The sequence below is a fragment of the Lysinibacillus agricola genome (assembly GCF_016638705.1).
In the GTDB taxonomy this organism is placed as follows: Bacteria; Bacillota; Bacilli; order Bacillales_A; family Planococcaceae; genus Lysinibacillus; species Lysinibacillus agricola.
Genome location: NZ_CP067341.1, coordinates 980,218 through 1,004,741, shown reverse-complemented (window position 1 = coordinate 1,004,741; position 24,524 = coordinate 980,218). Strand labels below are relative to the sequence as shown.

The window sequence follows — 24,524 nt, the reverse complement described above, 5'->3', positions numbered from 1 at the left end:
AATACAAATACAACATGCACTTTTCAATCATTTATAGGTTTAGAACGTTCATATGTACTGTTCAATTGTCATGGCTTCTGATGTTATTTATTCCCCATTACAAGAAATTTATTTATCTACATTTTTGAGTAGTGGATAAATAAATCTTAGTTGTCATCGTCGCATTGAAAGGAGTCGCCCAGTCGTAACGAAGATCATCTTAATATATGTCATACTTTTAATAATTGTTATTCCCACCTTTTGTGATGAGATGTAAAAGTGGCAGATTATCCATTAAGTTATATAAAATCTGCTAATTGGCATTAAAATATGTATTTTATCATTTCATGTATGTTGCAATAAGGATTGTCACGGCTTTCTGTCTTGCGAAGTGCCATCATATCTGTGCAATTTTTAATAGCAACCTCATGTCGAAGTGCGATAGGTGCAATGACTGACTCATCCGCTTTATGACGAAAATAACGTGTTATTCCAAGATGCTGCTCCATCTTGTCATTTAATACTGCACGAGGATACTTTTCAGATATATCGACCTCTTCAAAATGCAACAGTAGCCATAATTCGAACGCTTCATTTGAATAGGCAATATGAATATTATTCTCCTCACAAAAGTCATTCACTTCCTCTAATTGCTTTTCGGTTAAATCATCCTTATCAAAAACAATCCAAACCTCATCAAAATATTGATAGCTTGAATCTCGATAGGCATGCTGGGCAAGCTTAATAGCCGAACGCTTAACGTTTTTTATTTTGACACTTACCATTTTGGAGCGCTTTAAAATACGCAGTTGCTCAAAATAAATGCGTTCGGTTTCACCTTCACAATAAATTAAAATTGTTTTACGCAGTGTTCGATTCCCTTGTTGACGTACTCTCACTGCTCGGATACCTCCACTTCTTTTAAATATTGATCGGATAAATATTCATTAATAACCGGTGTTGCCCCGAATTCTCCCTTTAAGTAACGCTTAGCATAGGAAATATCTCCACGTTTCTTCTGCAAATCTGCAAAATCAAATAAGGAGTATAACTCGGATTCATTTTTAAAGCTTTTATTCACAAACCATATTTGATCGGAACGGAGTGACTGATCTAATAAATCAATTTCGTGACTTGTGACAACAAATTGATTTGTAACATTACGCTTGCTGTTCATAATGGCCATTAAAAATTCGCAGATAGACACATGAAATGCTGTATCAAATTCATCTATAAAGATAGTCTTTCCTTTATTGTATGCATCTATCATGATACATGCTAAATGCAGCATACGGACTGTACCCTTTGAATCCATCGTCCAATTGATCGTCTCTGTCCCGATCGGCGCACCTGCTTCATCGAACGACAAATAGTGCAAATCGACATCCACCTCTTGAATAACCTCGGGCGTGTCAAAATCATAGCCAATGGTATTTTTCTCTCTACGCTCAACTCGTCTTGCTGTCACATCTTGAATAGAAAAGTCTGCAATCTTTAGTAACTTAATGACTTCCTTCTTAAATGGCTCCTCTTCAAGTTTACGAATAAGCGGATGACTTGATAACCGATTTGCTTCATCTAAAAACAGTATTTTATGTAAAAACCAATCAAATATTTTCGTAGCGTCTGGGTCATTAAAGACATTTAATACTGATAAGAACGCTGTATTATTACGCGTATATTTTGTCAGCTCTAGCGCTGTGCTTTCGGCAGTTTCATACAAATATTCTGTCCCATCCCATTGTCTATTAAAGAGCTTCTCTTTCAAGGATTTTGTCGTTTTAGTTAGGCCTTCATAAAGTACCTGTGATGCATTATACTGTACCTCGTAATCATACAGTACCCCATCTAGTAATAATGAAAGCATAAATTCTGTCGGTTTCTCCTGCTGACCTCCTAACTTAAACGGCTGGTAGGGCAAACGTAGTTGTTTAACATTATTAAGATTTTCAAAGTTAAACAACAAAGAACGCAACACTTTAATAGCAGTGAATAAGTTCGATTTTCCACTTCCATTTGGTCCGAAAATAAAGGCACTTTTTACAAGGCGAAATGAGTCAAATTTCATCGTATGTGTGTCCTTTAATTTTCGAATACGGCTTCCCGCCACCATCGAAAATAGCGTTTCATCCTTATAACTTAAGCAATTTTTCACTCTAAACTCTACTAGCATATATAAGCCCCCGTTCAATTCCGCAACATTCCTTTAAACAATTATTATACTATAGCCGCGAAAAAAGACATATCGGCTATGTAGAATACATCTTTAGCACCAATAGTTAATTACAGTCTCTCGTTTTTGGTGCATTTAGGAATTCGTACGTTGTAATGAAATTATTTCAATTATACTGGAGCACTAGAGTTGAAAAATTTTATTTTTATGATAATCAGCAATAAAGAAAGCAGTGAAAAAATAATACCGCTCCAAATAAGTTGATGAATTCCTAATTGAGAAATAAACCAACCTCCAATAGATGTTCCTAAAGTAATTCCAAGATTTGAAAATGAAACAAATAGGCTATTACCAAATTCAGGGGCTTCTTTAGCTTCACTTATTAACCATGCCTGACTAACGATTAAACCGCCAGAATGTACGATTCCCCAAATGAACACCATAAAAATCATTGGGACGAAATAAGAACCTAAATAATAAACGAGTAAGTAAACGAATAAATATAGTACTGAAAATGATATTACAGTTTTCAACATGTTTCTTTGTATAAGAAATCCAAATAAAGAATTACCTAAAATCATAATTACACCAAATAATAGCAACATAATACTAATCAAGGAGCCATTCATGTGAGTGACTTTTGCAAGGTATTCAGCAAAATAACTGTATACCGAAAACATGGCTGCAAAAATAAATACAACAGTTACTATACTTAACCATAATTCTGTTTTTCGTAATATACCGACTTGCTTGCCAAAAGACATTTTTTCTTTAACAGGCATAGAAGGTAACAAAATTAATATTCCTATAAAGGCTACAGCATTTACAATCGCTCCAAACAAGAAAGCAACTTCTAATGAAAACTGTTCCGTAAGGTAAGAAGTTAATGGAACACCTAACGCGAAACCAACCGTAATCCCCATGAAAACTTTAGTAACTGCTCGACTGCTTTTTTCTGAAGGGACTAGATTAGCTGCAGTTACAAGAGCTATTGAAAAGAAGAGAGGATGAAGTGCTGCAGGTATTATACGAAAAATAAGCATAACTTCAAAATGAGTAGTATAAGCATAAACAATATTAGAAATAGCGAATATAAATATTGTTGCTAATAAAAGTAGCTTACGATTAATCCCAGACACAAGTAATATTAAAAACGGTCCAGAGATAGCAACAACTAAAGCAAAAATACTTACTAACAAACCGGCTTGTGCAGTTGAAATGTCGAATTTTTGAGCTATTTGTGGTAATACCCCGACAATACTCATTTCTGTCGTAATAATTCCAAATACACCTATTGCTAGTATAAAAATAAGTAAAGAATTTCTTTTTTTCATTAAAAAATCTCCAATCTGAAACTGAAATAATAAAAAAGAATTGAATAACTTAATAGGTATGAAATTAGGTGTGTTGATTAACCATTTTTATCCATCATAATTAATTAGAAGGCTCTGATTTCAGCTACGGGCTACTCGCTTTCCTGCGGGTGAGCGACGAAAGCGAAGCGACAGGAGCACTCGAGTAGCCCTACGCTACAATCAGTTAAAATGGACATACATTAGCAAAATATCAACAAAAAAATCCTTTTATCACTCAATAATAAACCTATATTTTCCTAATCAACACGCTAGGTATAAAACATCTCCATAAAAACAAATCTATATATCTGTATAACTAGATTTGTTGTGCCAAAAAAAAGAAACCTCCTTTCTATTTATAATTCTTTTTGAACGTACTCGCGAAATTCTTGTATTGTTTTCTCATTTCGACGATAATAAGTCCATTTTCCAATTCGCTCGGATTGTAATAATCCAGCTTGCTGCATAGTTAATAAATAATTTGAGATAACTGATTGTGCCAGTCCTGCTTTCAATTGGATATCTCTTACACATACACCAATTTGAAAACTAATCCCTTGTTGTAAATAAATTTTTTCATCAAAAAATTCCTCTGGATTCTTTAACCATAATAAAATTTGACGTCTTGTATCGTTTGATAATGCTTTATAGATTTGTGAAGGTTCCATAAAATTCATTATATCTATTTTTATAGATTTGTAAACGAAGCTTTAAAAGTTGTAATTATCTGTCAATTCCAAAATCCATACCTTTAATTGCATAAGATTACCTAGCTCTCCTTAATTATAATATTTTCTAATCAATAAGCTTAAGCTATCATGTTGTGGTATCACTTTAGATTCCTTATTTATTTTTATTAACTCTATTTTAAAGTTATTTCATTTAAAGATTTGTAATTAAAGATCAACGCCAAGGTTCATTGTCCCTTGGCGTTGTTAAACTAGATTTCCACTATTTTTTCATTTTGTAATGCCTGCAATGTCAGCTCTATGCCTTCCGAAAAAGAAGTTTTTGGTCTCCACCCTATTGCCTTCGCCAATTTTTCATTATTTAAAAACGAATGCTCAATATCTCCCTCTCTTGCAGGAACATATTGGATTTCTAAAGGATGATTTAAATGCTGTAATAATAAAATGACTTGATGTATCGACCAAGCCTCATTCGTTGATACATTATAAATGCCTTGTAATCTAGCCTGTACACCAGCATAAATAGCATCTGCAATGTCATCTACATAAATGAAATCTCGTGTCTGTTCTCCATCTCCATAAATCGTAAATGCCTTTCCTTCAATACTGCTTCTTAGCATGCTAGGAATAACTGCCGCTTCCCCCTGCATACATTGCCTTGGGCCGAATACATTAGCAAATCTGTAAATCAATGTTGGTAAGCGATAATCTTTTTGCCATTTTTCACAGTATGTCTCACCAATACTTTTATTTAATCCATACATAGAAATCGGCTCACTAACATCTGTTTCTTCTAGTGGTGGATAGTGACTATCACCATAAACAGCTGCCGAAGAGGCAAAAACGAAATGCTTTACCTTATATTTTGACGATAAGAAGAGCATCTGACTAAGGCCTACAATATTCGTTAAAACATCCTTCACTGGCTCTTGCATTGATTTTTGGACGCTTGTTTGCGCTGCACAATGGATGACCACATCAAATGATATTTCCTTAAAAAGATGCTCACAAACTTCATCTTCTACATTCAAAAGATAAGATTTATGCTTAAAGTCAACATTGCGTAAATGACCTGTGCTTAAATTATCAATAATATAAACATTTGCACCTTCCTTAAAGAAACGCCTCGCCACTGCACTACCAATAAAACCATAACCACCTGTCACTAATACATTCATCCCATCGCCCCCAAAAACAATATGATGATTTATATGCAGTAATTACTAAAATTATGCAAATAACTTATTTATTAGCTCATCAGATGACATTTGTTAAAATGTATGCCCTATAAATATAAGTTGATTGGATTGGAGGCTGGACGACTCTTGAGGGATCAGCGATAGAGGAACGAAGGCTAAAACCATCACGTCCTGTGATAACGCCTTCGTGACCAACGTCGTGCTGCTGCCGCTACGTTAGCACTACGCTTTCGCGCAAAAAACATCTGTTGGCCCAAGCGGCTCATCGGACGCCCCCAGGAAGCTTTGCTCTGTGCGAAAGCGTAGCGACAGCAACAATGTTTTATCTGTGCGAAAGCGAAGCGGCAGCAACAATGTTTTATCTGTGCGAAAGCGAAGCGGCAGCAACAATGTTTTATCTGTGCGAAAGCGAAGCGGCAGCAACAATGTTTTATCTGTGCGAAAGCGAAGCGGCAGCAACAATGTTTTATCTGTGCGAAAGCGAAGCGGCAGCAACAATGTTTTATCTGTGCGAAAGCGAAGCGGCAGCAACAATGTTTTATCTGTGCGAAAGCGAAGCGACAGCAACAATGTTTTATCTGTGCGAAAGCGAAGCGACAGCAACAACAAATGTTTTCTGTAGCGAAAGCAAAGCGGCAGCAACAATGTTTTATCTGTGCGAAAGCGAAGCGACAGCAACAATTGTTTTATCTGTGCGAAAGCGAAGCGACAGCAACAATGTTTTATCTGTGCGAAAGCGAAGCGACAGCAACAATTGTTTTATCTGTGCGAAAGCGAAGCGACAGCAACAACAAATGTTTTCTGTAGCGAAAGCAAAGCGGTAGCTACAAAGCGCCCAGTCGGAACGGAAATCAACCACTCGTTATGGAGATGAGCCTATTAATTGGATTATTTTCGTAAATAGATAGTGGTTTTTGTTTATAAAGATAAAAAAACTGTGCCCGCTATTTATCGAGCACAGTTTACAAAATTAAGCTGGATTTACTTCTAGTTCAACTGTTATTTTAATGTCTTTACCAACAAGAACACCGCCAGTTTCTAATGCCGCATTCCAAGTCAAGCCAAATTCTTCACGATTGATTGTTGTTACAGATTCAAAGCCATAAACTTCTTGGCCCCATGGATTTGTACCTTTACCATTAAATTCAGTATCAAATGTTACTGATTTCGTTACGTCTTTAATTGTTAAATCACCTGTAATTGCATATTCATCATCTGATTTTTTTGTAATGTTTGTTGACTTGAATGTGATTGTCGGATATTTTTCACTATCGAAGAAATCAGCTGCTTTTAAGTGATTATCACGATCTTCACTACGTGTGTTAATGCTAGCTGCATCAATTGTAAAGTTAATGTTTGCTGTTGTTAAATCTGTAAGATCTGCTGCTTCAATATCGGCTGAATAAGTATCGAATACACCTTTTACTTTTGATACCATCATGTGCTTTACTTGAAAGTTAATTGCTGAGTGTCCTAAATCAATGTTCCATTTTGTCATTATAAAATTCCTCCATTGTGTTGTTTTTATCTCGATTTCGAGATATATTTTAAAATATGAAGTAACTACATTAATTATGTACCCTAAAATTTTGAGGATAAACATTTGTAGTTACTTGTTTTGTACATCCTAGTTAATATCAGTTACTAAAAGTTATTGATTACTTTATGTAACTTACTATATATTAATAATTTACTTACGTCAAGTTATTATTAATAAAATTTTTAAATCGATGATCTCAGGTTTTTTATACAAAAAAGAAGCTTCCCAATGAAATGGGAAAACTCCTGATTTGTCAGCGTTTCACTAATTTACCTTGGACGACAAAACGATGATCGTCACTCATGACAGAATCCTTACAAGTCGATAGTGTAAGAATTTTGTCTTCTGGCCCAATATCTACATTCATTTCGATTGCAGAGCGTGCTTGAATCTCGTCCAAAAAATTTAGGAAAGCATCATTGCTCTTAAATTCTGTTTCAATGTAATAAAAATCTATCGTTGTTTCATAGGCAGCAAAAACTTCAACATCATACCCTTCATACAGTGTGTCTAAATAAATGATCGGATGTGCTTCCGCATAATCCTGCTGCAAGTAGTTTTTCAAGCTACCAAACATCGTACCATTTTTCATCGCATGGCCGTATAGTATAGTATTTTGATTCATATCTTGTACATCATTTCGATAATCCATAAAAACACTGCCAGCACGACTTTCTTGATTTTTAAAGTTACGATTTAAATAAAAATCGTTATTGTCCGTTTGTAAAATTGGATTATTGAGCTTTGTCCCCTCGACAGAAATCCATCCAACAATATTTTTATTTACAGTTAATAAATCATTGAATTGTGGACGAATTGTAAATGTCGATAAAGTATCCTCTGTTGAGATTTCCACAGCTTCTTCTTCAAGAGTAGCCAATGTTGATTCATAAATCGTTTGTACTTCTTCCAGGGATTTTGAGGTCTCATAGTACGTATATAAGTACTTGGCTAACGAAAAGCCTGAGTATAAAAATATAGCTAAATATACAAATGTTAATAACTTAGATGTCCATTTTTTCATCGTATCACCCGTTTATATTCCGAGGGGGACCATGTAAAACCCAAGCTGTTCATCCTCATTGAAAATAGCTTCAACGCCATAGACTTCTTTAATAACTTCCCTTGTAATGACATCGCGTGGTGCTCCCTCAGCTATTATTTGTCCAACTTTCATCAGAATGATTTGATCGCTATAGCGAATCGCCTGATTTATATCGTGAAGCACCATGACAATCGTTAAACCATGCTCCTCATTCAATGTTTTTACAAGCTCTAATAGTTCGATTTGATAATAAATATCCAAATACGTTGTCGGCTCATCCAAGCATAAAATTTCCGATTGTTGAGCTAAAGCCATAGCAATCCACACTCGCTGACGTTCCCCACCCGATAAAGCCTCTAAATCCGTATCACGTTTTTCTAGTAAATTCGTACAAGCGAGCGCCCATTCAATAGCTTTGGCATCTTCCTCATAATTTCTTTTTAGCATTGTATGATGTGGTAGACGTCCAAAGCTCACTAACTTTTCTATTGTTAAATCCTTTGGTACATCATTTTGTTGATAGACTATTGCTAGTTTTTTGGCAAACTCTTTTGGCTTATAGTGCACCAAATCCTTGTTTTCTAACGATATATTCCCCGATATTGGCCTATTGTTGCGGGACATAACACTCAATAATGTTGATTTTCCACAGCCGTTTGGACCAATAATCGTTGTGATTTTGCCTTTTTCAATCATCGTTGATACACCATCTAAATGATTTCGAGTATTATCATGCGATACGATAATATCTTGTATTTCCATGTCTCCTCACTCTTTTCGTAATAGGAATATTAAGAATGGTCCACCGATAATTGCCATAATGGTTGAAGCTGGTATTTCAATCGGTGCAACAATTGTTCGTCCAATCGTATCTGCCACTAATATCAATAATGCTCCCGCTAATGCTGTAAAAGGAATAAGCACCTTATGATCGTGCCCAACTAAACGACGGGCAATATGCGGTACTAACAGACCAACAAACGAAATAACACCTGCTACGACTACAGAAACAGCCGATAATAATACTGCCACTGCAGCTATTAATAGACGAGCACGGGCTACATGAAAGCCTAGACTTTTCGCTGTTTTGTCTTGTAATACAAGAAGGTTACACCAGCTATATAACGCAAAGGCAGCTATTAATCCGACAGTACCGTATGTGACAATTGTTGATACATCCTTCCAAGTACGCATCGTTAGGTTTGACCCTACAACACTGGAAGCTGAAGTATTCAATGAGCCACCTAAGCTAATGAAAGCTTCTGTTAATCCAGTGAACATTGCATTAATAGCAATCCCGACTAAAATTAGTTTTAATGGACTCAAGCCTGACTTCCATGACAACGCAAAAACGAGCGCACAGGCAAATGCCCCACCTATAAACGCTAATACAGGTGTCATAAAAAATAATGCTGGAAAGAAAGAAATAATAAAGAGTTGTACAAATGCCGCTCCTGAAGATATACCTATAACCCCTGCATCCGCTAACGGGTTACGCATCACAGATTGTAATAGTACCCCTGAAACGGAAAGTGCTGCACCAGCAAACACCGCAACGATAATCCGTGGAAATCTTAAATCTCGGATAGCTTCCATTTGACTATTTCCTTCATCAAATAATGCACCTATAAATTCAAAAAAGCCCATTTTAATGCTACCCGTTGTTGCTGCATAAACTGCTGAGACAAGTAATAATACAATTACAATTGAAAAGCTTACAATTTTTTTTGTCATATCGGACTTCCTTTTTCTTTTCAAATTCCATCATGTTATATGTATATCCACAACTTTACTAAGGATCTAAAATGTGAATTTCCTACTAAATAAAAGATATAAGAAAAGCGCTCTATGACAAGACTATGCTTGTGATCGAGCGACATTTCTAGTTTCTATTCACGATAGAAGATTTCCATTAGCTGTCCTAAAGCCTGTGGCACTTGTAAGGAGGCTGTAGTACCGAACAACTCTTCCTCTAAATCATATACTTTACCATTTTTTACTGCGTCAAAATGCTTCCAAATATCATTCGTTTTAAATTCCTCGTCAAACATTTTTACTACTTCATCTGGCATACCGTGTGATAGACGTAAAATAATATCAGGGTTACTGTTATGCAGGTACTCAGTATTCGAAGACAAGTATTCAGCGTCCTGCCCTGCCATTACATTAATACCGCCTGCACGTTTCACAAGGTCTCCTGCATAGGAGTTTTCAGTTGCAACTAAATAACTACCGGGAATTCCAAGTAAAATTAGTACACGTGGTCCCTCTTTGCTCCCAGCAACTGTTTGTACAGCATCAATATTTTTTTGTAATCCATTCACTAACTCCTCAGCTTGTTCTACGCGATCATAGCGTTCGCCAAGTGTTTTAATCTCTGAAAGCATGCCATCAACACTTTGAAAGTTTAAAAAATGTACTGGAATTTTTAACTGCTTGAATTTATCCTGTAAATCATACTCTAATGTCGACACTGATAACACATCTGTTGGATTTAATGATTTAACAATCTCCATATCTGGCTCCATAGCATTACCGATAGTAGGCAGATCATCAAAGCGTTTTGCTAATGTTTTTTCTGTTTCAGGCACTGCTATAGCGTCCAACTCAAGCTTGTCTAGAATTTCTGCAATAACAACCGTTCCTGCAATAATGCGATGTTCATTCTCATCAGTTGCTTCAGCTGATGATTGTGCTTTTTCCTTAGGTGTCTCTGTTTTTTCTTGCTTATCTCCATCACTACAGCCAACGACTACCAAAAGTAATGACATAAGCGCCATCATGAGCAACCAACATTTCCAATTCTTTTGCATAAAGTCATCTCCTACTTATTTCTGTTCCGTCACATCTTTTTTGGAATTTTTCATACGACGAACGAGCAACCAGCCCGATAAAATACAAATTATTATCAACAATACGATCTTTACGATATTCAGCTGAGCAAGCTGCTGATCGACTTTAGAATCCTTCACTACTTTTTCTGCTGTGTCCTCTTTAACATCAGCTTTCTCCGCCTCGTCTACAACAGCATCCTCAATAGGTGCGTCAAATGTACGATCAAATGCTAATTGCTCTTCCTTTGGCACAATGAATGTAGGCTGAACTGATGGCAGTGGCAGAGACAGTGGTAGTTGTGCTGGTTTTACCCCCGTATTTTGCTGTTTTACCACTGTCTCATGCTGTTTTATCACAGGTGCTTTTTTCACTTGCTCTTTAACAATAACAGGGGGCTTCCCACTAGTTACTTGCTCAGATGATACTGCTTCAGAAGGCTTATTTAAAAATTTTGCTACCTGCTGTTGATCGAATTTTAGATTGACGAAATATTGATGATGATAAGAAATCTCAGGAATATCAACCTTAACCCACATTCGTATAGGCTGTTCAAAATTTCTAATTTCAAATTCGACGATTCGGACATTGTTTACGAGTGAAATAAGCTTTGGTTCCACTTGGTTTCCTTGTTGAGCTACAGTTAATCCTGTTATCCAATTAGATTTTAAAATGGTCATGTGAGCATAATATTTGCCGTTTTTTTCTTTTATTTTTGCAACAGGATTTACATATGTATTCATAATCGATTGTTCGTTTTTTCCATCTACTAATAATACGTAATTCATTGACCATTCCTTATCGTAGATTTCTTCTGAAGGAGGTTCTATGACTTCGTTTTCCGGAATAACTTCCTCATCCTTAGGCACAATTATTGAAAGGGTTGTTAATTGTAATTGAAGCTCCTGGGAAAAAGGGAAATATTCTTCAGAGGATGAAAGTGCCATCTTGCCTTTTATAATAATAGGCTGATGTAAATCCTTGACATCAAATTGAACTAAATTTTCAGTCTGAACGTTTGACGAAAGCTCATTTTCCAGCTGTTCGATATGTATATCTCTAATACTCAATGGCTGATTTATAGTTAAATTCAAGCTATATTGACCGTTCTTCACATCAATTATCGCCAATTCACTAAAAATATTGTCTTTCCCTCCATCTAGAGATGAAAAGCTTAGTTCAACTTGATAGCTCCCATTTTCTAATACAGATTCTTCAGCTTTTGCCTGAAGCCATACAAATGGAGGGAGAAACATCAGTAAAATAGTACTCAAAACGAATACTCGAAATATTTTTCTATTGTTAATCACTGTGTAAATTCCTCCAAATTCTTTAAGAACACAGTAACTTCCTTCCTCGAATAAGTGAGAAAGGAAGTTGCTGTAACCGTATTATTTATTCATGTATTGTAATGAGCCATTTAAAATTTTTGCCATATGTGCGCGTTTTAATGGACTGCTTGCATTAATAACAGTTTTACCTTTAGCATCGACAGATCCAGTCATGATTTTACCTGCATATAGAAACGCAAAGGCTTTTCTCGCTTCTTCACTTTTAACAGTTGCACCATCAGCATAATAAGACAAACTTGGATCACCGTAGTTCATTTCTTTTCCTGCAACATGCGTTACTGTTCGGTAAATCATCACTGCAGCTTGTTGACGAGTAAGTGTTCCATTTGGATTATAGTTCTCTGCTTTCATGACAATTCCAGCATCAGCTAAAGCATTGATTGCTTGTACACTTTCTGTGTCAAGTTTCGCTGTATCTTTAAATCCAGCATCTTTTGTAGAAGATACATTTAACGAACGAGCAATCATTAACGCAAATTGAGAGCGTGTAATATTGTCATTTGGTTTAAAGTAATCTTGACCCTTAACAATTCCCTCGCTGTATAAAGCTAAGATTGCATCTTTATTAGCATCATTACTAATATCTTTAAATGGATTCACCACTTGTTTTTCTGCGCTTTCCACAGCAAAGCTAAATTGTACTTGGTGATTCGAGTCATAGTTCACGCCTTTGTCTGGCTCATTCACAACAATATGCAGCTGTGCATTTACAAGTTTCTTTAAGTCTGGAACTTCAAATGAGTACGTACTTTTGTTTGTAGCATAGTCTTTACTTACTAAAGTTGCTGCTTTTCCTTCCACTGTGAATCCTTTAACATATTGACCTTGAGGGAATGCCATAGTAACTATGTTTTTACCGTCTACTACTGATACGCCTACTTTTGGTTCAATATATTGCTTCATAATAGATTCTTCAGAAGTACCGTTTTTGTAAACAGTGACAGCCACATCAGTTACTTTAGCTTCTTCAGATTTCCCATCTTCTTCCCCAGTAGTTGCTTCCTTATTTTCTACTGCTTTTAAATCAAAATCATACCACTTGTCCATATTAGCTGAAGCTACGACAACGTGGATTTTCGCTGATAATACTTCACCAGCTACAACTGGGAAACTGTATGTAATTGTTCCATCTGCATTTTTCACTTCAGTAGCATCTACAAACTTATCACCTTGCTTTGTTTGTAAGCCTGAAATCATCGATGCAGATTTTGCAACTACTGTTAATTTCGCCTCAAACTTTCCATCCTTCTCAACGATAGTACCTTGTGTTAAAAGATGAGAGCTAATTGCAGGTTGTGGTTCTGTTGTACCTGGCTTAAAGATTTGGAAATCTACGATAGTATCAGCTTTCTCTGATTTAGTAGCTTCCACTTTTACTTCAGTATTTGTAGTCGTTACTTCAGCTACCTTTGCAGATGCAAATGATGGTACTGAAAGGGATGCTGCTAGCAATGAAGCTAGTACTATTTTTGTTGCGCGTGATTGACGTTTTTTAGCCATTATTGACCCTCCGTTTTTGTTTGTAGTTTTTTTCTATAAAGTAAAAATGCTGATCCAACTAATGCCATGATTAATAAATACGGTGTTGCATCACTTGTTTGTGGATTCGGCACTTGACTTTCAGAAGAAGTTGTTGGTGCCTTAGTAGCTATAGTATCATCTGCTTTAGTCGCTTTAGTATCATCTGCTTTTGCTACTGTTGCGCTTCCTGCAGATGCCGCATCAAATACTAGTGAGACGCTGTATTCATGGTGATAATTAATATCATCAATATCAATTTTCATAGAAGTCACAACTGGTTTTGTTAAATCTTTAACTGTAAATTGTACAGTGCGAGTATCAGCTGCTTTATCTTCACTTACTACAGTAGCTCCACCTGGTGGTTGGAACTTTGTAATCCACGCACTATTTTTTAATGTAATTTGTACAGTAGCTGTCCCATTTTTCATTGTCACCTTTGCTGGTTTTACAAAATAATCATTTGCAATGGATACAGAGTTACTTTCAGGTTTATTGACCTGATATTTTATCGAATGTGTGCCGTCAGCTAGTTGAGCAGATGCTTGTGGTAACGCAAAGTTGAATACAAACAAAGTTACAAGCATGACGAGCATCATTAATTTCTTCATGTGTTGCATGCCTCCTCTAAAAACATAATTGAAAGTACTTATTGAATTGAAAATCATTCTCAATTATACTTCTATTACCAAGAATAATCGTTAATACCAACGTATGTCAACCACTAAACCAAATTCGTCCTTAATATGTCATAATTACCTCAAAAAAAAGAAATATCACGTAAAATATATGTGATATTTCCTACTTTTAAGCACTTCTTTCGGTTCATCTAGTCTCAACTAAAAACCTATTGTATTTAAGAGAATATTTCTAGGACCCCTATAAGAATTAGTAACCATCCTGAAATAGCGGTTGAGTATTTTCCTATGAATGTCTTTGTCAGTAAACCGCCAAAGTGAACACCCGCGCCTACTGTTATGAACGAAAAGACACCGATAGAAATAACAGTCCATATTGCAGAAATACCATTGGCTCCAAGTGCTATTCCGCCGGCTAAACAGTTAGCTGATAAGACAAAGCCGAGCGTCATTGCTTCTCGAAATGAAATGATATAATTTTTATCCTCATCAAATACTTCAGGGTTTTCTAATATCCCTTGTTTAGACAAGCGACTAGATAATAAAGTCCATATCCCAATAACACAAAGCAAAAGACTTCCTATTAAATTTGCGAAATCTGGAGAGACAAAATTAATAACTACGCTCCCAGCTGTAACTGCAACGTATGTGACGATCATTGAAATAAGGGCAATAACCGCATTGGATAATACGGGTATTTTCACTCGCTTAATACCATAAGCGAGACCAATTCCTAAATTATCTAAGTTGGCAGCGATCCCAATAAGAATGATGGCTATCCAATGCATTCTTTTCCTCCTCAATAACGTAAAATCCATTCTCACATATGATATGAAAGGAAAAAATTTTTGTTCATTCATACTTTGAATGGAATTGCTTACGGAGGGAATGGGATTGCCCGCGTTTCTTCAGCTATTACCCGCGGGAGACTTAAGATTAACCGTATTCAACGTCTTTCCCAGCGGGTAATTTTCCTATTCTATAGCTTGAAATTATTTAACTGTTGAGAAATCTTTTCGGCGATACTTGCAGTTTGAACGGATGATTCTGCTACATGCTGTATGGCTTGTAATGTTTCTGAAATACTATTTGCTATCCCATTTGAATAATCAGATGACTCTAGCGCGACAGTAGATACATTTTCAATCGCTTTTTGTATTTCTAGCATAGAATACTTCATCGTCCCAACAAATGCGGTCACTTCAGTTATTAATGTATTAAAGTACATAGCATCTTCTTCATATTGAATTCCACTGTTTTCGAAAAGCTCATAATCAGGTGTTACTTTATCGTCTATAAAGTGTAATAGCTCTTGAGCATTAGTAGACACATTTTTAAATGCTTTTTCTACGTCACTTGTAACAATTTGTATTCTTTGAACGGTTTCAGATGATTGTTCGGCTAATTTTCGGACTTCGTCAGCAACAACAGCAAAACCTTTTCCTTGCTCTCCTGCCCTAGCTGCCTCGATAGCTGCATTTAATGCTAACAAATTCGTTTGATCTGCAATATCTGCTATTGTGTCAGACATTACTTTTACTTCAGATACGATTTTTCCGGCCTCAATCGCTTCTAAAACTAGCTTTTGTTTGTCATCATATAGATCACGAGCTGTACTATATGCTTGAACAGCTGTTTCTTTAATATCAATTGCTCTATCTTTTACTTTTTGTGAGAATTCAAGACTATATTCTGTTTTCTCATTTAATTTTTCCGTACTATCAAGCACTTCAATTGCAGTCGCGTTTAGTTGCTCTGTTGTTGCACTTAGTGTAGTACTTCCCATAGCGACTTCCTTTGAGGTTGTATCAATTTCGTTCATTGAAGCCGTAATTTCCTCAATAGTTGCACTTAAATTTTCACTTAAACTTCCCATTTGTGTTGAGGTACTATTCACATTAGAAACAAGTTCCTGAATATGTGTAACAGAATTGTTCAAACCTTGCGTAATTCTCCCAAGATCATCCGGATATAATACCTCAGCATGTCGCGTTAAATCACCATCTTCAACCCCAGAAACTACATCCTGAATATTGGAGATTGCGTTTTTAACATACCTACTTAAGTAGATTAGAATACTTATACTAAATAGTAGAGTGATAACCATAATAATACCGTTTTGATACAATGTTCTCTTATATGTTCCATTATTTTTTTCATTGCTCAATTCGGCACTTTTGATAGTTGCTGTTTCTAATTGCTCCATCAAATCATCTCTTTGCTTTTCTTTTTCAAATAGAGGTTCTAATAATACATTGGCATCCACTTCTGTCGCACCAGAGGTAACTTGTTGAAAACTGGATTCTAATATGTCTTCATAACTTTGATTTACTTCTTCCAAATACTTAAGTAATTTTTTTTCTTCACTATCCATGTTTACTTTCTTTAAATCTTTAAAGGCATAACTAATTTCTTCTTCAATAGTTGCTATTTCTTCATAATATTGAATTTTTTCATCTAGATCTTGTGAATGAAAGAAAATTTTGAACTTTAGATTCGTTATTTTTTGCTGATTAGTTGAAATGTTACTTAATAAATAGATAGAAGTTAAATCTTCATCATATATAGATGTCGCATTATCATTCATTTTTTCAACACCCATTATGCCAGTAAACCCTATAATGACAAGTGCAATCAACATAATTGAATTGAATATTCCGAACTTCCCGATCAAAGATGCGTTTTTATAAAACTTCATTTATCTCTCCACCTTAAAAACATTTAATTTATATTGATAATAAGATTGGCTCATCGTCATTAGCGTAGCGACAGCGACAGCAACAAAAACGACACGAGGTTGGTCACGAAGGCATTTTCACAGGATGTGATGGTTTTAGCCTTCGTTTCTCTATCGCTGATCCCCTAGGAGTCGCCCAGTCGTAACGAAGATCAACTTATATAAATGGCCTCTAAAATTTTTGCAAAAATGAATATTTATGGAAATTTAATGTTATGTTTCCCCCTTTAACACAGAGATTTGGACTTATAGAAAAATACTATCTTTCTGAATAACTTTTTCGATAAACACTTCTACTAAATGAGGGTCAAACTTAATAGCCTTCTGTTCTTTTAAATAAGAAAGAGCTTCTTCTTTTGTCCAAGCTTTTTTATAAGCCCTATCACTAACTAAGGCGTCGTAAACATCTACTATAGATATTACTCTCGCTTCAAAAGGAATTTCTTCTCCTTTTAACCCCATTGGATATCCTGTTCCATCCCAGTTCTCATGATGATATTTAATAATATTTTCAGCTATTTTTTTGTCATCAAAAATTTTATTATTCATTTCATTAGATAGTTTGTTCAATACATCTATCCCCATAAGAGGATGCATCTTTATAATTTTTTTTTCATAGATTGTTAGTGGCCCAGTTTTATACAGGATTGATTCTGGTATTCCCGATTTTCCAATGTCATGTAAAACACTATATTCTATAATTTTACTAACATACTCTAATGATAAATTATAAGTTTTATCTTCAAAGAGGCTTAGCAACAATTCCTCTACTAAATTTTGCACATTCAAAAGATGCTCTGCTATATTTGTATCGCGCATTTCACTTGATAGAGCTAACAACTGAAATAGCTCCTTGTGCTCTATTTTCTTCTGATTCACTTCATCTATCAATAGTTGTTCTGCTAAGCGCATGACTCCTACATAATAAATAATTCCTTTTATTTCAATTGGCGTAATCGTTATAAATGAATATCTTAGCTCTAATGATTTGTTGACATGAACCATTGTCCCAGACCATGGCTGTTCTTTTTTTAATGTACTTTTTAACGATTTATACATAACAAATGGCGTTACACTCGATTTTAAACTCTCTACTGGTAGTCCAATAAGAAATTCTCTTTTATAGCCGGTGATCGTTTCGTATTGTTGATTAACATCGATAATTAATTGATTTTCATCAACGATTACAACAGCATCACCTAATTTTAAATAGTATGTTAATTCCTTCGGTATTTTTTTACACATTTAGAAGACCCCTTATCCATTGTTTAATTCATTAGCAAAACTAGCAAGTCGGTCAGCCGACAATGCAACTTCTTCAAATGCTTTACCTAATTCATTGACAACGTTAGCAAAAACATTAATCTCTTCTTGTGAATGTTCATTATTCTCTTGGGTTTCTTTCATAGATTGTAAAATTTGCTCAAAACATATGTCTGTTTGTTTCATAATTTGATGTTCGTCATGAACAGATTCATTAATCATGTCAAGTGAAGCTGATAACTTTTCCACATTAGACACAGTGGATAAAATTAAATGAGCTACATTTGAGACTGATTTTTTCGTTACTTCTGATAATTTTTTAACTTCGTCTGCTACAACTGCAAATCCTCTTCCATGTTCGCCGGCCCTTGCTGCTTCAATTGCTGCGTTTAAAGATAATAAATTAGTTTGATCAGCTATTTTCGTTACAATATCAATAATGCCTTGAACTTCCTTTGTTATTTTTAATAATTCTTCTATATCATTGGAAATTATTTTGACTGCCTCATGAACCTTCTTCATATTACTATTCTGTTTACTTATTTGAAATTTCCCATTTTCTGCTCTCTCCTCCGCTAAAGCAGATAACTCTTTTCCAGCATTTACGGTTTCCACCATTTCTGTGCAATGAATATGTAATTCTCGAAATGCTGCATTCGTTTGTTCTGAAATTGCTGCTAAATTTTCAGTTGAATTCACAACTTGAATTTTAGTTTTTTCTACCTGTTTATTTGATTTTTCTTTAATTCTACTTATCTCTTTATCATATTCTTCAAGAACTATTTGTTGCTCTAAGTTAAATAATTTCGAGAGTGCTTTTACACTAGAATAATAAAGTTCTTTTTCAGAAAAATTCTTTTCAATAATCTCAATAATTGTTATAAATATATTTTGAAAAGCACATAAATACCATTTTGTCTGTAGACCAATTTTTACATGTATTTGTGCTATTCTAGTTCTTTTTAAAAAATATTCATCATCGATTATTCCCGAAAACATTTCTAAAATATGTAATTTTAAAGTTTTCTTCAAGGCTGCAACTGAACTATTATTATTAATTAGTGTCAGTAGGGATTCTTCCAATTCTAGATTCTTGTAAAAACAATCAACAATGTCATCAATTTTTTCTTCAATAAATGGCAGCAAGCTTTTAATTACTTGCAGCTCTTCTATTGAAAAATTAATCATTTTTATTTGTTTCTCTATTTCACTGTCATGTTGAATATTCATTTTTATATTACTATCAAGTAATATAATATCGTGATCTACCTTTTTACTTTTATTTTTCCAGAACATAGATCAACCTCCATTTCTAAAATAAACGATTGATTTTTCTTTAAACTTCACTTAGTAAAGTTTTCAATAATAGCTTATTTGGCTGTTGGTACTTATTAAAATAGATTTCCTGTAGTTTTCTAGCTAACCTATCATAGTCTCCTCTGTCCGGAACTGAATTCCAAACAAATATATTTTCTGGATTTTTTTTAATATTTAAGTATAAGCGATCGGTTATAATTAAATCTGCTTCTTCATCTTCAAAACATAACTCAACATGGACAAAAAGACGTTTTATTTGATTGAATAGATAAGGCGCATCACTTATCAATGAAAATATTTTTATTTTAATGGTATCTTTATTTGCATAATCAATTGTTTGTTTTAGTAATTTATGATATCGACCAATTAATACTTCTCTGCGTTTAAATACGACGTTGAAATCCCTATTTTCCAATAGTCGATCAAAAAATTGATTCATGATTTCTATTTGAGCAGTTTCATGCATTTCTAATCGCTTTTTATAAAGATCTTCTTTAAATAAATTAGCTGGACCAGAAAAAGTTAAAACAAAATAATGAAGATGCAGTAAATTTATAAAAAGTGTCCCATATTCTTCGGCATCTAAAGTAACAGAAAAATGATCCATAAATTTTTCCATCCAATAAAGGGTTGCTTGTACAAATAATTCCTGATTATGGTGCTGTGCAAAATTCATCAATAAACTTACTGCATTATCTTTCTTCTGATAATGGCGCATGCAACTAATTATGGAGAAAGAAAACATTGTTTCCAATTCAATTTCTTCTTCTGATAGATCTGTAAATTCTTTAAATACAATCTTAATTTTTCTCGATAATTGATTATAGTTATGATGGTGTTTTGTAAAGTTTGCATACATTGGATGATAATCGATTAAGCAACCTAATTTTGCACGTGTTATGCAAATGGCAAGCCAATACAATACTTGTTCATGGTAGTTTATATTGACTTTCTTCATTTTTTCTAGAATTTCCTCTCTTGAAACTAGTGTAAATGGCCATTCTTCTCCCCAACACGAATTCCAATAAAACAAGAAGTAAAAATAACGAAATTGCTTTTCTGTGCCTTCAAGACTGACCTTTTCTTGAGACGTATACTTCAAATGAAATTGACTTAATAAAGGTTTAACTTTTTTTATACGTCGATACATGGAGGCCGTACTGGTGAAGTTTTCTAAAACAAACATATTAATATCATTAAATCTATTGTAAAAAATCTCATCAAAAGCTTTATATGTTAATGAGTTTTGTAAATAATATCTTTCTACAGTCTTCATAGAGAAATTATCTTTGTAGTCTAATTGAAAATACTTATTCTCTACTTTTTGGATAACAGCAGATTCTGTAATAAGTTTTAAATCAATTGATATTTCCTCGATTATTTTAATAATTGTTCTTTCTGACAGAGCCATCATTTCAGCTATCTCTAAACTTGAAAATAGTTTCTGTTCTTTGTAAATATAATGTAAAACCTCTATTTTTCGTAAAGCAGTGTGATCTAAAAAATTATACATAAAAACACCTCAATGCCTTTCACTAGTAAATCCTAGCTGCGTCATACTAACATACTATTTATTTGAAATTAGATAAGTCTATATAGCCCTTATCATTAATTCTATTCCCGTTTTTTATGACACTAAACATTAAAAAAGCATTATTATTAATACTTTATAACTATTCCAGACATAAAAGTAACCATAAAACAGATGTCAGATGAAATATTTCACTCCCATCGAATACTCTTTTAAACACATTATTTTCATTAAATTCGCTCATTTTGAGTAACCGTGAATAAAGCCCCTTGTTTTTAAAGATATTTACACTATAACAAGCAATTTAAAACAAGCAAAATCACAATTTGTTCGTTTTGAAACATTTTTTGATAATTCTAAAATTCTTTCAAAATGCCTTTAATTTTAAGGGATTTTAAATTTTTTACAGTCTCTTTGAAGTTGTTTTCCTATGTAATTTTTTCACTTAGTACAATGTTTTCATTAGATTTGATTTTCTATTGGATTTATATCGTGAGAGGGTGTTTCTTAAATAATGCTAATGGCGTTCAACTACTAAAATAGAAAAAGAGATGTATCAATTTATGATACATCTCCCTTTATAATAAGACTTATAAACCAAGTGCTCGGTACATAATCGCCGTAAATTGTGCACGCGTTAAGTTTTCATTTGGTCTAAAATGACCGTTTTCATCGCCTAGTGCAATGTTATGGTCTGCTAAAGCGGCAATATATTCACTCGCCCAGTGCGATGGATCGACATCCTTGAATGTACTATCGCCTTCTGGCGTTAAACCAAATGCAAGCACGATCACTTTTGCCATTTCGGCACGTGTTACATTAGCGTTTGGTCGAAATGCTCCATCTGAACCATCCACGATACCCGCTCGTTGTAGTCGTGTAATTTGTTCATAATTTACATGACTTTTAGGGACATCTGAAAAGGCTACAGCGTCTCGAATTGGTGCTGGTTGTAATGCACGGTCAATCATAAGCACTACGTGTTGACGTTGAATCATATCATTCGGTCGGAAAGTGCCATCTGGAAAACCTATAATAATGCATCGCTCGGCAACTTCTTTAATCATATCTTGTGCCCAGTTTTGATCAACATCCTTGAAAGTAATGTCACAACCGTGGCTTTCCTTCATCCATCGCGCATATAATGTTAGGTCTTCTGTAACAACATCTTTTGCAAAATCCCATGCTTTTGTGAAATTTTCATTTTTATACCAGCCGATAAATAGGTAGCCTTCCTTCTTCGGATTAGAAGGAGCTTTCACTAAAGCTTTATACGGCACTGTTTGCGATGGAATTTCACTGCCTCCATTTGAATCAAATGTAACCATATAGTCCTTTGTCCATTTCGCATACAACGTTATGTCTGCGGTTACTTTATCTTTCGCAAAGTCCCATGCATTGTTAAGCGCCGTTTCCTTATACCAGCCGTCAAAATGATAGCCGTCTTTCACTGGAGTGGCAGGGGTTTTCACAAGGTCGTTATAGCCGACTGTTTGGGGTGGCACTTCACTTCCACCATTGGAGTCAAAGGTAATTTTATAGTTTGACGAACCTCCACCAGAGCCGCCAGATCCTCCGCCCGACGTATGATCCTTTGTCCATTTCGCATACAACGTAACATTTGTTGTCACTACATCTTTTGCAAATTCCCATGCTACTGTCAATTCTTTATCTTTATGCCACCCTCCAAATGTATAACCTTCCTTCTTTGGAGCAACTGGTGCTTTTACTAATTCATTATGTCCGACAGTTAGCGATGAAATTTCACTTCCTCCATTGGCATCAAAAGTAACGATGTAGCTTACTTTCGACCATTTAGCATAAAGCGTTATATCTTTTGTTACTCGACCTTTATTGAAGTCCCATAGTTCTGTTAATGCTTTATCTTTATACCAGCCTGCAAATGTATAGCCTTCCTTATTAGGAGGAATTGGTGCTTTCGCTAATTCGTTATATCTAACGGTTTGTGATAAAACTTTGCCTCCTCCATTAGAATCAAAAGTAACGATATAGCTTACTTTTGACCACTTGGCGTATAGCGTTATATCTTCTTTTACTACATCTTGGTCAAAGTCCCATAATTCTGCCATTTCCTTATCTTTATGCCATCCCGCAAATGTATAGCCTTCCTTAAGTGGAGTAACCGGGGCTTTTAGCAATTCTCCCTCTAAAACTTCTTGATTTGATACTTCACTTCCTCCATTTGAATCAAACGTGACAGTGTAACTTGCCGAAGTGTTTTCCTTTTTCCATTTCGCATACAAAGTTAGGTCATCTGTTACTTTATCTTTCTTAAAATCCCATTCGTTTATAAGTTCTACATCTTTATACCAACCATCAAAAATATAATCAGCCTTCACCGGAGGAGTCGGTGCTTGGAGCTCTCCCGATAGAGGGACTTCTTTTTCCCATATATTACTTCCTCCGTTTGATTCAAAAGTGACTAAATAGCTGTTTGTTTGCCACTTTGCATAAATTGTCATCGGCTCTAAAACATTTTCACTCCACTTAATAGTATAATTTTTGTCTTCAAACCATCCAACTAATGTTTTTCTTGGTTGGACTTGCTGATCAAATGGCGTTCCGAATGGCGCAAATTTATAAGGATATCCATGAAATATTACATAATCCAATTTATTGAATTGAAATGCAGAATGTCCGATTGTCTTAATACTTGATGGAAGTTCAATACTTTTTAAATAATTAGAATAAAATGCACTACTGCCTATAGTTGTTACATTTGATGGTATCTTTACGCTTGTTAATTTATTAAATTCAAATGAACTTATCCCAATCTTTGTAACGCTTGATGGTATCACTACGCTTGTTAGTAGCTCATGTTTAAACGCATTGTCCCCTATTTCTACAATTGCTTGACCTTCAATCTCATCAGGAATAACAATATCCTTTGATTCACCCTGATATCCGACAATGGCAACACCGCCCTCCCCGCTCTTTGTTATATAATCGCCTTCACTATCACTGTTTGCGTAAGCAGATAGATTACTTAATGATAGTTGAGAAGATATCAAAAGTATGACAATCATCAATAGTAAGCTTGCTTTTTTCACTTTAACATCTCCTTTCTTTAACATAAAAAACCATATTTTTTGACATTGGAACTATAGCATTATCTAAAAAATTGATAAAATCAAAATTTGTTAGTTTTCGAACATATTTTGATAGTCTTTTTTCTTGCAAATTTAGATTTCATCAAAATTGGCTTCATTTTGTACGTTTACAAACTAAAAACCAAGGATATTTTATTTACTTTAGTAACCTCAAAATGTATTAAACCGATATGAATTAACATAAAATACTCGCTTTACCCGCCTTGATTTACCTATAAAAACAAC

At 34.7% G+C, this 24,524-nt stretch carries 20 protein-coding genes; 1 reads left to right on the top strand and 19 read right to left on the bottom strand.

Annotation, left to right across the window (positions count from 1 at the left end):
* Positions 1–302: 302 nt before the first annotated feature.
* The 5 genes from FJQ98_RS04750 to FJQ98_RS04730 form a co-directional block, all read right to left on the bottom strand.
* A complete protein-coding gene (locus FJQ98_RS04750) occupies positions 303–878 on the bottom strand; it encodes an RloB family protein (protein WP_053594787.1) in 576 nt (191 codons plus the stop codon).
* Positions 875–2,152 (bottom strand): AAA family ATPase, encoded by a 1,278-nt coding sequence (locus tag FJQ98_RS04745; RefSeq protein ID WP_053594788.1) that lies wholly within the window; start codon positions 2,150–2,152, stop codon positions 875–877. The genes FJQ98_RS04750 and FJQ98_RS04745 overlap by 4 nt, the downstream gene beginning before the upstream one ends.
* A gap of 170 nt (positions 2,153–2,322) precedes the next feature.
* Positions 2,323–3,486, bottom strand: a complete 1,164-nt coding sequence (locus FJQ98_RS04740) for an MFS transporter (protein WP_053594789.1) — start codon at positions 3,484–3,486, stop codon at positions 2,323–2,325.
* Between the two features lie 377 nt (positions 3,487–3,863).
* A complete protein-coding gene (locus FJQ98_RS04735) occupies positions 3,864–4,175 on the bottom strand; it encodes an ArsR/SmtB family transcription factor (RefSeq protein ID WP_053594810.1) in 312 nt (103 codons plus the stop codon).
* A 272-nt stretch (positions 4,176–4,447) separates the two neighbouring features.
* Positions 4,448–5,374 (bottom strand): NAD-dependent epimerase/dehydratase family protein, encoded by a 927-nt coding sequence (locus tag FJQ98_RS04730; protein ID WP_053594790.1) that lies wholly within the window; start codon positions 5,372–5,374, stop codon positions 4,448–4,450.
* A gap of 269 nt (positions 5,375–5,643) precedes the next feature.
* Here FJQ98_RS04730 and FJQ98_RS04725 point away from each other — a divergent pair, with 269 nt between their 5' ends.
* On the top strand, positions 5,644–6,219 hold the full coding sequence (locus tag FJQ98_RS04725; RefSeq protein ID WP_201406636.1) for a hypothetical protein: 576 nt from the start codon (positions 5,644–5,646) through the stop codon (positions 6,217–6,219).
* A 146-nt stretch (positions 6,220–6,365) separates the two neighbouring features.
* Here the strand turns inward: FJQ98_RS04725 and FJQ98_RS04720 are convergent, their stop codons facing one another.
* The 14 genes from FJQ98_RS04720 to FJQ98_RS04655 all read right to left on the bottom strand — a co-directional run bounded on the left by FJQ98_RS04720 (position 6,366) and on the right by FJQ98_RS04655 (position 24,239).
* Entirely contained in the window at positions 6,366–6,893 is a 528-nt protein-coding gene (locus tag FJQ98_RS04720) for a YceI family protein (protein WP_053594793.1), read from the bottom strand.
* Positions 6,894–7,188: 295 nt separating this feature from the next.
* Positions 7,189–7,959 carry a class B sortase gene (gene srtB, locus FJQ98_RS04715; RefSeq protein WP_053594794.1) on the bottom strand — a complete coding sequence of 257 codons (771 nt, stop codon included), beginning with the start codon at positions 7,957–7,959 and terminating at the stop codon, positions 7,189–7,191.
* Between the two features lie 12 nt (positions 7,960–7,971).
* Positions 7,972–8,742, bottom strand: coding sequence for an ABC transporter ATP-binding protein (locus FJQ98_RS04710; protein ID WP_053594795.1), 771 nt, complete (start codon positions 8,740–8,742; stop codon positions 7,972–7,974).
* Between the two features lie 6 nt (positions 8,743–8,748).
* Positions 8,749–9,714, bottom strand: a complete 966-nt coding sequence (locus FJQ98_RS04705) for a FecCD family ABC transporter permease (RefSeq protein ID WP_053594796.1) — start codon at positions 9,712–9,714, stop codon at positions 8,749–8,751.
* A gap of 155 nt (positions 9,715–9,869) precedes the next feature.
* A complete protein-coding gene (gene isdE, locus FJQ98_RS04700; protein WP_053594797.1) occupies positions 9,870–10,793 on the bottom strand; it encodes a heme ABC transporter substrate-binding protein IsdE in 924 nt (307 codons plus the stop codon).
* A gap of 15 nt (positions 10,794–10,808) precedes the next feature.
* Positions 10,809–12,122 carry an NEAT domain-containing protein gene (locus FJQ98_RS04695; protein ID WP_053594798.1) on the bottom strand — a complete coding sequence of 438 codons (1,314 nt, stop codon included), beginning with the start codon at positions 12,120–12,122 and terminating at the stop codon, positions 10,809–10,811.
* An 81-nt stretch (positions 12,123–12,203) separates the two neighbouring features.
* Entirely contained in the window at positions 12,204–13,664 is a 1,461-nt protein-coding gene (locus tag FJQ98_RS04690; RefSeq protein WP_053594799.1) for an NEAT domain-containing protein, read from the bottom strand.
* A complete protein-coding gene (gene isdC / locus FJQ98_RS04685) occupies positions 13,664–14,293 on the bottom strand; it encodes a heme uptake protein IsdC (RefSeq protein WP_075807237.1) in 630 nt (209 codons plus the stop codon). The genes FJQ98_RS04690 and isdC overlap by 1 nt, the downstream gene beginning before the upstream one ends.
* 245 nt (positions 14,294–14,538) lie before the next feature.
* The gene (locus tag FJQ98_RS04680) at positions 14,539–15,108 is read right to left on the bottom strand and encodes a manganese efflux pump (RefSeq protein WP_053594801.1); all 570 of its coding nucleotides are present in this window, start codon (positions 15,106–15,108) and stop codon (positions 14,539–14,541) included.
* Positions 15,109–15,299: 191 nt separating this feature from the next.
* On the bottom strand, positions 15,300–17,018 hold the full coding sequence (locus FJQ98_RS04675) for a methyl-accepting chemotaxis protein (RefSeq protein WP_053594802.1): 1,719 nt from the start codon (positions 17,016–17,018) through the stop codon (positions 15,300–15,302).
* A gap of 285 nt (positions 17,019–17,303) precedes the next feature.
* Positions 17,304–18,302 carry an HD domain-containing phosphohydrolase gene (locus tag FJQ98_RS04670; RefSeq protein ID WP_201406635.1) on the bottom strand — a complete coding sequence of 333 codons (999 nt, stop codon included), beginning with the start codon at positions 18,300–18,302 and terminating at the stop codon, positions 17,304–17,306.
* Between the two features lie 12 nt (positions 18,303–18,314).
* Positions 18,315–19,616: a globin-coupled sensor protein gene (locus FJQ98_RS04665; protein WP_201406634.1), complete on the bottom strand. Its 1,302-nt coding sequence runs from the start codon at positions 19,614–19,616 to the stop codon at positions 18,315–18,317.
* 40 nt (positions 19,617–19,656) lie between these two features.
* Positions 19,657–21,150, bottom strand: a complete 1,494-nt coding sequence (locus tag FJQ98_RS04660) for a helix-turn-helix domain-containing protein (protein ID WP_053596267.1) — start codon at positions 21,148–21,150, stop codon at positions 19,657–19,659.
* 608 nt (positions 21,151–21,758) lie between these two features.
* Positions 21,759–24,239 carry an InlB B-repeat-containing protein gene (locus tag FJQ98_RS04655; protein ID WP_053596268.1) on the bottom strand — a complete coding sequence of 827 codons (2,481 nt, stop codon included), beginning with the start codon at positions 24,237–24,239 and terminating at the stop codon, positions 21,759–21,761.
* Positions 24,240–24,524: the final 285 nt, after the last annotated feature.